Origin of the sequence: Streptomyces sp. NRRL F-2664 (assembly GCF_000719345.1) — a bacterium.
Lineage (GTDB): Bacteria > Actinomycetota > Actinomycetes > Streptomycetales > Streptomycetaceae > Streptomyces.
In genome coordinates this window covers 1-9,935 of record NZ_JOFX01000077.1, presented here as the reverse complement: position 1 = coordinate 9,935, position 9,935 = coordinate 1, and the positions used below count along the sequence as shown (strand labels likewise).

6 protein-coding genes, 1 tRNA gene and 2 pseudogenes are annotated in these 9,935 nt (G+C 65.7%); 5 read left to right on the top strand and 4 right to left on the bottom strand.

What is annotated here, in order from left to right; all coding sequences use genetic code 11:
- Positions 1–270: 270 nt before the first annotated feature.
- Positions 271–1,326 carry an IS4 family transposase gene (locus IF89_RS0133120; RefSeq protein WP_234327979.1) on the bottom strand — a complete coding sequence of 352 codons (1,056 nt, stop codon included), beginning with the start codon at positions 1,324–1,326 and terminating at the stop codon, positions 271–273.
- 456 nt (positions 1,327–1,782) lie between these two features.
- On the opposite strand from IF89_RS0133120, the pseudogene istA reads away from it, so the two are divergent.
- A pseudogene (gene istA / locus IF89_RS38730) lies at positions 1,783–2,622 on the top strand (IS21 family transposase); the annotation flags it as partial.
- A 427-nt stretch (positions 2,623–3,049) separates the two neighbouring features.
- Here the strand turns inward: istA and IF89_RS0133105 are convergent.
- Positions 3,050–3,136: transfer RNA gene (locus IF89_RS0133105), tRNA-Leu, on the bottom strand.
- 1,664 nt (positions 3,137–4,800) lie between these two features.
- On the opposite strand from IF89_RS0133105, the gene IF89_RS43020 reads away from it, so the two are divergent.
- From IF89_RS43020 to IF89_RS43015, 3 genes are all read left to right on the top strand, one after another.
- Positions 4,801–5,874, top strand: coding sequence for a bifunctional DNA primase/polymerase (locus IF89_RS43020; protein WP_078628688.1), 1,074 nt, complete (start codon positions 4,801–4,803; stop codon positions 5,872–5,874).
- On the top strand, positions 5,871–7,439 hold the full coding sequence (locus tag IF89_RS0133100; RefSeq protein ID WP_030776013.1) for a DNA primase family protein: 1,569 nt from the start codon (positions 5,871–5,873) through the stop codon (positions 7,437–7,439). The genes IF89_RS43020 and IF89_RS0133100 overlap by 4 nt, the downstream gene beginning before the upstream one ends.
- 182 nt (positions 7,440–7,621) lie before the next feature.
- Positions 7,622–8,005: a DUF6009 family protein gene (locus IF89_RS43015; protein WP_078628687.1), complete on the top strand. Its 384-nt coding sequence runs from the start codon at positions 7,622–7,624 to the stop codon at positions 8,003–8,005.
- On the opposite strand, the pseudogene IF89_RS38725 reads toward IF89_RS43015, so the two are convergent.
- Positions 8,002–8,988, bottom strand: a pseudogene (locus tag IF89_RS38725) (IS481 family transposase). The gene IF89_RS43015 and the pseudogene IF89_RS38725 sit on opposite strands and share 4 nt — an antisense overlap.
- A 176-nt stretch (positions 8,989–9,164) precedes the next feature.
- On the opposite strand from IF89_RS38725, the gene IF89_RS43010 reads away from it, so the two are divergent.
- The gene (locus tag IF89_RS43010; protein ID WP_078628686.1) at positions 9,165–9,362 is read left to right on the top strand and encodes a hypothetical protein; all 198 of its coding nucleotides are present in this window, start codon (positions 9,165–9,167) and stop codon (positions 9,360–9,362) included.
- A 131-nt stretch (positions 9,363–9,493) separates the two neighbouring features.
- On the opposite strand, the gene IF89_RS48220 is transcribed toward IF89_RS43010, so the two are convergent.
- On the bottom strand, positions 9,494–9,935 hold a 442-nt coding region (locus tag IF89_RS48220; protein ID WP_234327978.1), incomplete at its 5' end, for a hypothetical protein.

The window sequence follows — 9,935 nt, the reverse complement described above, 5'->3', positions numbered from 1 at the left end:
GCGGCCCGAAGGAGCAAGCCGGGCAGGACACCGCAGACAGTCTGGAACGGGACGAGCGACGACGTGTCCGACGCAGACGCAAGATCCGCCTGAAGGCGGTCCTGCTCGGACGGTCCAGAGGCGGGTGCTGCCGGACGGTGTGATGCACGACTTGATTTTCCGCGGGCAGTCGCGTGACGGCCGTCGTGGCAGCAGAGCGGCCGCGATCTCGGCGAGGCCGAATCGGCGGTCACGCCGACGGGCCGAGGGGGGACATGCCGGACGGTGCGATCACCGAGCGGCGGCGACATGCAGGGCTCGGGTGAAGGACGTCCGCTCGGCAGGGCTCTGGGTGAGGCGGGCCGCCTCGGCCAGGAGGTCCCGGGTCGCGTAGTGTGCGATCAGGTGGGCGAAGATCTGCTGGCGTACCCCGTCCGGAGTCTGTGACCGGAGGACTGGTCTGTCCCGCTGGTGGGTTTTGATCTTGTCGAGGACGAGCTCGATCTCCCAGCGTCGCGCATATAGGGCGGCGAGTTCGCCAGCCGGGTACTTCTCGTGGTCCAGCAGGCTTGTGATGAGCTGGACCGCTTCGGCTTGGCCGTCGATGCGGTACTCGATTACCCGGACCAGTGCCGGCGGGGCTTTCACCGTGCCGGCCGCCTTGCTGTGCTTGTTCGCCTCGATGCGGGCCAGGTAGCTTCCGTGCGGCAGGACGTCCTGGACCCGCGGGCCTTCTCGTTGCCCGGTCCGCCACAGCAGGTGGGCACCCCGGTCACGGAGCCGGTGCCAGCGGGCCAGGCCCCGCAGCCCGCGGTCGGCCAGCAGCAGTGTTCCCTCACCGGCATGCCTGTCGAGCTCGTCGGAAACGATCCGCTCGGAGTCTTTCCAGCCTCCGATCACCGCGTCCAGCACCGTGTGGGAAGAGCACTCCGCGAACGCGACCACCCGGGCCGTGGGATAGCCCATCGGACTGCGTCGCGAGCCCGACTTGCCGAAGAGCTCCCGGTTTCCGGCCGAGTCCGGGACCGCCAGCAGCATCCCGTCCGATGCCGGTACGCGCAGCCCCCGGAAGAGATCCTGGTCCCGGCCCAGGGGCCGGGCGGCTGCCCGGTGCAGATCGCGCATCACCTGCCGTCCCAGCCGCTGTCTGGCCCTGGCCAGTGACGGCTTGTCCACCCCGGACCACTCCCGCAGACCTGGCCCTCCTGCTTTGAGCAGCCGCAGGACCTCCAGGTAGTCCACCCGTAGAAACAGACATGGCGCAAGGACGAAGTACACGGTGAACCGAGCCGACAGCAGACGCCGGCGCTTCTCCGCGCACCCCGCCTCAGCTACGACCCGGTCCACCAGCTCAGGCAGGCACGACCGGGCCTAACCCCAGCCGCTCCAGGCGCGACACCAACACGAACGGCCCAACGCCCACACCGCCCCAAAAGCGACGGCATTGCCATGTCTTCGACAGGGGGAGGAAGTCATGCCAACTCCGGACGCCGGGCGCCCCATTGCGGGGCACCAAGAAGGTAATGGGGGGCGGGTGCGCAACGCGGCCAGCGGCTTATCGGGCTCGCCGCAGACACGGGAGGCCTCGCTCTTCGGGATCCCGCTGTCCCCGCCCAGCGCCTTGGCCAGGTCATCGGCCGACCGGGGGGAGACCCGGTGGAGCAGGCCTTTCATGACCACGGTGTTGGCGTACAAGTGGACGTGCGCCACCTCGTACGAATGACGGTGCTCCGTTCTCGGGGCGGTGGTGGGGTGCTGGACGTCTGCTGTTGTCCGTTCGGGGCGGCAGGGAGGCGGCTGACGGTGGTCTTGGACCCACATCGCTGGCTAGAGTTGCGGCGGTTCCGTCCGCTGTATGAGTCGGGTGCGATGAGCCTGGGGGAGATCGCGAGGGAGACCGGTCTGAACCGCCGGACGGTCAGCAAGTATCTGAGGGGCCCGGCATCGGCAGGGTTGCCCAAGCGGGAGAGCGTCCACCGCCCGCCGCGGCGGGCGGTGGACGAGATCGCGCCGCTGATCGATGCGATGCTCAGGTCTGAGGTGCCCCTGAAGGGGTCGGTGATCCACGAGCGCCTGGTCGCGGGGTACGGGGTCGCGATCAACTACCAACGGGTGAAGCTCTATCTGCAGGAGGCCCGGCCGCGGATCGCGGAGGAGCTGGGCATCAGCCTGGGCGGGCTGGCGGGTCTGCACCGGCGTTTCGAGGTGATGCCCGGTGCTCAGGCCCAGGTGGACTGGGGAGATGAGGGCAGGGTCCTCGCTCATGTCGGGATTCCGAAGGTCTACTCGTTCCACATGACGCTGTCGTACTAGCGTGATCCGTTCTGCTGCTTCACCACCAGCCAGGATCTCGCGACTGCCACCGCCAGGCGTTCACGCACTTCGCAGGGGTGCCGTTGCGCATCGTCTATGACCGCACCAAGACGGTCGTGCGTCGGCACGCCGCCCCGGGCGAGGCAGTCCCGCTGCATCCTGAAGCGGTCGCATTCGCTGGCCACTACGGCTACGACATCGACGTGTTGGCGGCTTACCGGCCGCAAGGTAAGGGCAGGGTCGAGCGCCAGGTGAACATCGTTCGCGACCACGTCCTGGCGGGCCGGGGCCTTCTCCTCGGTCGAGGAGACGAACGCCGCTTTCACAGCGTCCAGCAGCTGCCGGTGACAGTAGCCCTCGGGTTGTCCGCCCCGCCCCTGGAGCCAGGTCGGCACTGGCAGCAACGGCCGCACGGCCGTCCACTCCGGCGTCCGTCATGTCCGACGGATACCGGCGTTCCCGGTCCCGATAGTCGGCCGCGTTGCCGTACACGTGCGCGAGGCAATCGCACGATGCGGCGGGCGAGTTGAAGTGGACGGGCTCGGGCGGGTACAACAACGACGCAGAGCCTCCGGGAACCGATCGGAACGGGGTCGCACCCCCGAGCTACCAGGAGGCCCTGCCTTCATGCGCGTACCGCCGGAAGATCACCGACCAGGAACTCCGTTCGATCCACACGTTCCAAAGATCGGCTGAGATACGGCTCTCTGATGCCAGCCCATTTCCAAGACAATATTCGCGGACCATTTTTGGAGCTTGGTAGGAGTGGAGGGAGTCGAACCCTCACGCCCTTGCGGGCACCGGGACTTGAATCCGGGGCGTCTGCCAGTTCCGCCACACTCCCGTAGTAGTACCTACCCTGCACCCTAGGCCAGCCCCTACCGGCCGCGCAAGCGGCGGTCCAGCCTCTACCCGGAGGGCCGACCGACGGTGAGACTTCTCCTATACCGCGCCGCACGGGCCCCTTGTCCAGGCGGCCATCGCAGCAGACAGTCTCTGGCTGGCAGCCACCTTCGAGGGCGTCCCGGTCAGCCGCCGGGCTTGGCCCGGGTGCACCAAGGGCCAGACCGTCGCCACCGAGTGAAGGACGGCCGGCGGGGCTGGAGACTCGGGCCTCTCGTCGCCGTCGCTGGCCGGGGTTCTCCTCCGGGGACGGCAACCAGCTAGACCTGCTCCGGCACGCCGGCGGCCGCGGGATCAGCGGCGCCACAATGCGCGAGGGATCTAAGTAGGACTGCGGCGTCCCGGTGCCCCGAAGACGAGCGCCCCGTCCCGGCCGAACACCCATCACCTGAAAACCGCCTCCGGCACCGTGGGCGCACGGCACCGGAGACTGTCCATACCCCAACCCCCAGCTCAGCCCGCCACCTGTAGACCGGCCCCACTGATGAAGTCGGAGACATCACCGGGTGGCTGTGCCAGGAGGACTCGCCCCACCCACAGCCATCCGGCGCGCCGCTCTGCTCACCGAGCCCCCTGCGGGAAACACCTCGCGAAGCGGAACGCCCCGGAAAGGGACAAGGGCCTTTTGGTTGCCGAACATCCGCTACAGCCGCGCCTGTCCGCCGACAGGCGCGGCGTGGTCCTCTCCGTTGCAGTCGGCTCGGATGGCACTTCTCGGTGTGATGGGCTTTACAAAACGTCCGCCATACAGGACGGCTGCCTGCATCCATCTGCAACGCCCCGAAAACTAGCCCATTCGCGAGCGAGTGGCTAAGGGGTCTTGCCCCTCTCATCGTAGGGGGGCGAACGACTTGCTTCTTATCCTCCATTTGTAACGCTGTTTTGGTCAGAAAGGCCCGGCACGGTCAAACGTGCTCTCGCTCCGCTGTGAAGGCGGGCTTGCAGCTCTTGGCGCCCGCCAAAAGGCTCAGTCACTGCACTGAACGGACTAACACGACAGGCGGCCGCGTTCAGACCCTCGATCCTCAGCCCCCTTGGCGTCCTCGCCCCTAGAGCCGATCTGTTTCAGTCCCTCAGTATCTGTGCAGGTCAGGTGGGTTTTCGCTGTCGGCCAGGGACTGGAGGGACTGAGATTCCCATGTTGTCCTGCTTCGTGTGCGCGGGTATGTGTGCGCGAGAGGATGTGATAACTGAGCGCTTCATAACTGCAAACTTCAGTCGCTTGGGTCCCTGAAGCGCTTGAGACTCCCCCGCCCAGGCAGGTTTTGCAGTGACGGGCAGGGCCCAGGGGACCCAATGTCCTGTCCCTGTGCATCCCCGTGCGTTTTAAGGTGGGAGAGTGAAGCTGTACGCGGGGCAGGGATGAGCCATCCTCCACGGCAAACTGTCGGACACGCGGTAGCAGAAGTAGCTACAGACCCTAGGGGCGGGACCTTCTGGCGGAGTACCCCGGGGCTGAGCGGTAGAGCAATGCAGTCGTGCAGAGCAGTGGGCGCGCTGCGCTAGGCTCCACCATTGTGAAAGTTCAGTCCCTTGGGTCCCTACTGTGAAACCGACCGGGACGGTGCACAGAGCCGACACACCAAAGACAAGACCGAGGAAGACGTGCCAGCCCACACTGCCACCACGCAAGCTGCCTTCGACGCAGCCGACGTAAGGCGCGATACAGCGCTTTGGCTCGCGGCGCGCGGGTATCCCGTCCATCCTCTTGCACCGGGTACAAAATGCCCCGCCCCCAACTGCGCCAAGTGCCGTCGTGGCAGCCATGACCCGGCAGCCTGCCCCTGCATCGGCAGTGGACATTGGTGCCACGGGTTCTACGCTGCAACTACCGACCCCGATGTGATTGCCGGTTGGTGGAACCGGCAACCGGAGTTCGGCATCGGCGTAGCAACGGGTTGTGCTGGGCTAATTGTTCTTGACATCGACAACCACCCGGTCCCTCTACCGGACCGGCAGCGCCTGCTGCCTGGCATCCCCGTCGATGACCATGTTGATCTCACCGGCCTCAGTACTGGTTTCGACACCATCGCCTTACTCGCCGCATACCGTTCCCAGCCCAACCCCGCCGAGGACCAGACCACGTTGCGCGTACGCACACCTTCTGGCGGCCTGCACATCTGGTACCGGGCTCCCCTCACTGGTCCTACATACTGCTCGTCCACCGGCTCCAGCACCCGCACCGCGTTAGCCTGGCAGGTCGATATCCGTGCGGCTGCCGGTTACATCGTTGCCCCCACCACCCGGACTGCCCTGGGTACCTACGAGGCACTGCCGGGACCTCGAACCCCGGCCCGCCTCCCCCTTTGGCTTCAGGCCGAACTAACCCGCACCGGCCACGCCCGCCCGCCTCAGTCCGTCGCCTCGCCGGGCCCGATGAGCTCTCCCGCTGCAAGACACCGCGACGCTGACCGCATCCTCAGTAGCCTGCTGCAAGCTGTCCGTGACTGTGCCCACGAGCCCTCCGGGACAGCCTTCAGCGAGAAGCTCAACCGCGCCGCCTTTACCGCTGGCGGCCTAGTTGCCGGCGGCCACCTTACTGAATCCGCATGCTTCGCCGTACTGGTCGAAACCGCCAACGGTGCGCGGCCAGCACAGCCCCGTAGAAATCAGCTCATCATCGACTCCGCATTCCGCGCCGGCAGCAACCGCCCGATTCACCCCAAGGGACGTTCATGAGCAGCGCAGGCAGCACCGGCTTCGATGCGCAGGCCGCAGCCGAACAACTCACGGTCTTTACAAAAGGAAGGCCACCTGCTGCACCTCTTGCCGCCGGACAGAGAGTTCCGGTACCAGGTTCGCGGTTCGGCGACTTCGTCCAGGCGGGACTTCTTACAAACCTCACAGACCGCGGAAATGCCAAGCTTTTTGCCCACCTCCACTCAGACCGCTTTCGGCACGTTGAAGGTCTCGGCTGGTACGTGTGGGACCAATACCGTTGGAAGCGGACGGGTGGTGAGAAGGCCGCGATTTGGGCCGCGGGCGATATGGCCGAGGATATACCCATTCATGACCCTCGGGGTTACTTCAGTGACCGAGATCTGCAACAGCACCGCAGACGAGCTATGTCCACCTCGGGCGTAAAAGCCATGCTGGCCCAGGCCAAGGCCTCTCCAGAGCTTGCCCTTGACCCAGATACTCTCGACGGCGACAAGTACGCACTGTGCACCCCCGCCGGGGTGGTCGACCTACACACTGGGCGGCTGCGCAAACCCGACCCACGACGAGACCTGCACTCCCGAGCTACTTGCCTTGCCCCCGAACCCGGGCCAACCCCCCGCTTCGCCCGCTTCTTGACCGAGACCTTCGGCGACGATGACAAGGGGCAGGAGATGATTCACTTCCTTCACCTCCTGCTCGGCTACTCCATTACCGGTGATGTGGGAGGCCAAGTTCTTCCCTTTCTTTACGGTGTCGGCGCCAACGGAAAATCCGCGCTTATGGACATCGTTATCAAAATCCTTGGAGACTACGCCGACGTGGCGCCCCCCGGGTTTCTCATGGAGCGAGGAAAATTTAACGAACACTCCACCGAGTTGACCGAGCTACACGGTCGCCGCCTGTTCGTTTGCAGTGAACTCAAGCCTCACGACAAATTCGACGAAGCTCGTGTCAAGCTCCTTACCGGAGGCGACCGACTCAAGGCGCGCCGCATGAGACAGGATTTTTTCAGCTTCGAACCCACCCATAAGCTATGGCTGCTCGGCAACCACCGGCCCGAGGTCGGGACTGGTGGACACGCCTTCTGGCGTCGGATCCGCCTCATCCCCTTCAATAAAGTCGTGCCCGACGAGCGCAAGATCGACAACCTCGCTGAGGAACTTGTTCGGGACGAAGGGCCGGGGATCCTTCACTGGATGGTCCGGGGTGCGCAAGCTTATCTGGCGGATAAGCCCTCACTGGGCGGCCCTAGCATCGTACGTATGGCGACCCAGGCCTATGCCACCACCGAGGACCACATTGGACGTTTTCTCACTGAATGCTGCACCACCAGCGCTGGCGCCACCGAGCACCGTGATCTCAGAGTGGAACAAGGTGCCCTCTACCGTGCGTACAGCAGTTGGTGCCATGAAGGCGAAGGCCTGCGGCCCGCTACGACACGCGCATTCGCCACCCGCATCCGTGCTGAGACCGGCATCGCCTCACCCAGCGACATGCTCAGATCCAACGGCCAGAAGTTCTACCCAGGCCTCGCCCTGCTGACAGACGAGACGCCGCCAGCCAAAGCCAGCGGCTCACATTAGCCCTAACCGGCTCTGCATACTGTCTCTCACACCTGCCGCAACATACGATGGACCAGCGCCATGACCGCCACAGCGCACGACCAGGCCAAGCGCACACTCACCGCCCGCCCCCAGCTCCCTGTAGCGTGGAGAGTTAAGCCCCTGAAACAGCAAGTTCATAAAATCGAGGAGGGACGACGGCCATGAGCTCGCTACTGCAAGCAAGCGATCTCACCCACGAGGACAAGGTGGTATGGCTGGAGGACCCTGAGGTCCTCGACTACGTTCGACAAGCCCTGGACAAGACTCCTCGTCGTCGTGGAAAACCCCGCTACTTCCGAGACGGCCGCATGATCGGCTTCGCGGAGCTGAGCGCCACTGCGGAGGCGGACCCTGACAGCGGTCTGCAGAAGCGCCGTGTCTTCTATCTCCTCCCGCACGACCGTGATGCAGAACCTGAGGGGCCTTACAAACAAGGCGCCCCAGGAGAGGCTGTCGACCCGCGCACCATCGAGCCTAGAGCCGTGGGCAGGAAGACTGAACGATCACAGCGTGGGCGGACCGCCCGGAGGTGGACAGTCGCTTAGGTGCATTGACCCGCAGGGTTGTTTACGCGGCTGATGGGTGGGTTGCCGTCGAGTGCGGTGTGGCAGCGGTGGTGGTTGTAGGCGTGGAGGAAGTCTGTCAGGGCCGCTGTCCGCTCGTCGTTGCTGGTGTAGGGCCGCAGGTAGGCCCACTCGTCCAAGAGGGTGCGGTTGAAGCGTTCGACCTTGCCGTTGGTCTGGGGCCGGTAGGGCAGGATCTTCGTGTGGGTGATGCCGGCCGTGGCCAGGGCCTGGGTGAACAGTTTCGACTTGTAGCAGGAGCCGTTGTCGGTCAGGACCCGTTCGACGGTGTTGCCGTGGGTGGCGAAGAAGGCCTGTGCCCGCTGCCAGAAGCCGATCGCGGTGTGCTGGCGTTCATCGGTGAGGACCTCCCAGTAGGCCAGGCGAGAGTGGTCGTCGACGGCGGAGTGGATGAACGAGTAGCCGATCACCGGCTTGGAGCTCTTGCGCAGGTCGGTGGTGGCGATCTTGTTGTCCATCGCCTGCCGCCGGTCCATGACCTTGTGGCCGCCGCCGTCGGGGATGTTGCCCAGTTTCTTGATGTCGACACGGACCAGCTCGCCCGGCCGGGCCCGCTCGTAGCGACGGACGGGTTCGCCGGTGGGCCGGTCCAGCCAGGCCAGGCGGTTCAGACCGTGTCGGACCAGGATCCGGCGCACCGTCGATGGCGGCAGACCGAGAACCGGGCCGATGCGGGTCGGCCCGAGCTTCCGCTCTCTGCGTAGCCGGCAGCCCCGGGCTTCGAGGGCGTCCGGTGTGCGGTGCGGGGTCCTGTGGCCTGCTCGGGCGGTCGTACAGGGCCGCGTCGCCCTCGGCCCGCCAGCGGCGGACCCACTTGTGGGCGGCCGGCCGGGATATGCCTATCTCGGCCGCCACACGCGCGACCGGACGACCGGCCAGAACACGCTCGATGAGAATCCGCCTGCCATGAACGGAACGGTCAGCCGGGCATCACGGTGGGACACGAAGACCTCCGTGTGCGGTGTGGAGCCTAGACACCTCCACCACACCGGAGGTCTTCATCACGATCAAGACCTGGCCGGCGTTAACAACGCTCGTGATCAATACACTTAGGCCGTGTCCGATGGGTGAACCGTTCTGACTTCTCTGCCGCTCAGTTGTGAGCCGTCAGCGGGGACACGTGCCCAAGAAGATTGACGCAGCCCTTCGCAGCCAGGCCGTGAGGCTGGTGGCAGAGCACCGTTCGGAGTACTCCTCCGAGCGTGCACTGCACATCCAGGTTGCCGATTCGCTCGGTGTATCCCGGGAGGCCGTGCGGCGCTGGGTGATGCAGTGCGAGGTCGACGTCGGCCAGGCCGCGGGCGTGACCACGCGATGATCGCGGGGAACTGCGTCGGCTGCGCGCGGAGGACAAGCGGCTTCGCGAGGTCAACGAGGTGCTGAAGTCCGCGACGATTTTCTTCGCGGGGGAACTCGACCCCCGAAACCGCTGATCGTGGCGTTCGCCGATCAGATGAGGGCTGCCGGGTATGCCGTCGAGTCGATCCCCACCGCCTTGAACCAGGCCGGGCTGAAGATCGCGACACGAACCTTGCGGGCCTGGTGTGCCCCAGCCACCGGTACGGACCAGACCGCGGCCAGGACCGTGAGTGTGCCCAGGTCGAGGACGCCGTCCGGTCTCTGGCCTCCACCACCCACACGGCCGGGCAGCGTGTGCTGGTTCCGGAAGGTCTCTATGGCCGGCGCAAGATGCTGGCCCTGATCCGCCGGACCCTCCTGCCCGAGGCCGGGTTCGGCGCCGTCGACCGTGCGATGCGCTCGCTCGGCCCGGCTGGCGTCGTCCGCGGGAAGAGACTGAGCATTTTCAGAGTGGCCACCGATCGGGTGACGGGGCGAGGGCTGTGAAACGGACGGGGCCCCAGGGCTGTTGGGCAAGGTGTCTACGCTCAAC

Bases quoted from the DNA above. Each gene is read 5' to 3' on its own strand.
- IF89_RS43015 (WP_078628687.1), top strand. From the start codon at position 7,622: ATGAGCTCGCTACTGCAAGCAAGCGATCTCACCCACGAGGACAAGGTG.
- IF89_RS0133100 (WP_030776013.1), top strand. From the start codon at position 5,871: ATGAGCAGCGCAGGCAGCACCGGCTTCGATGCGCAGGCCGCAGCCGAA.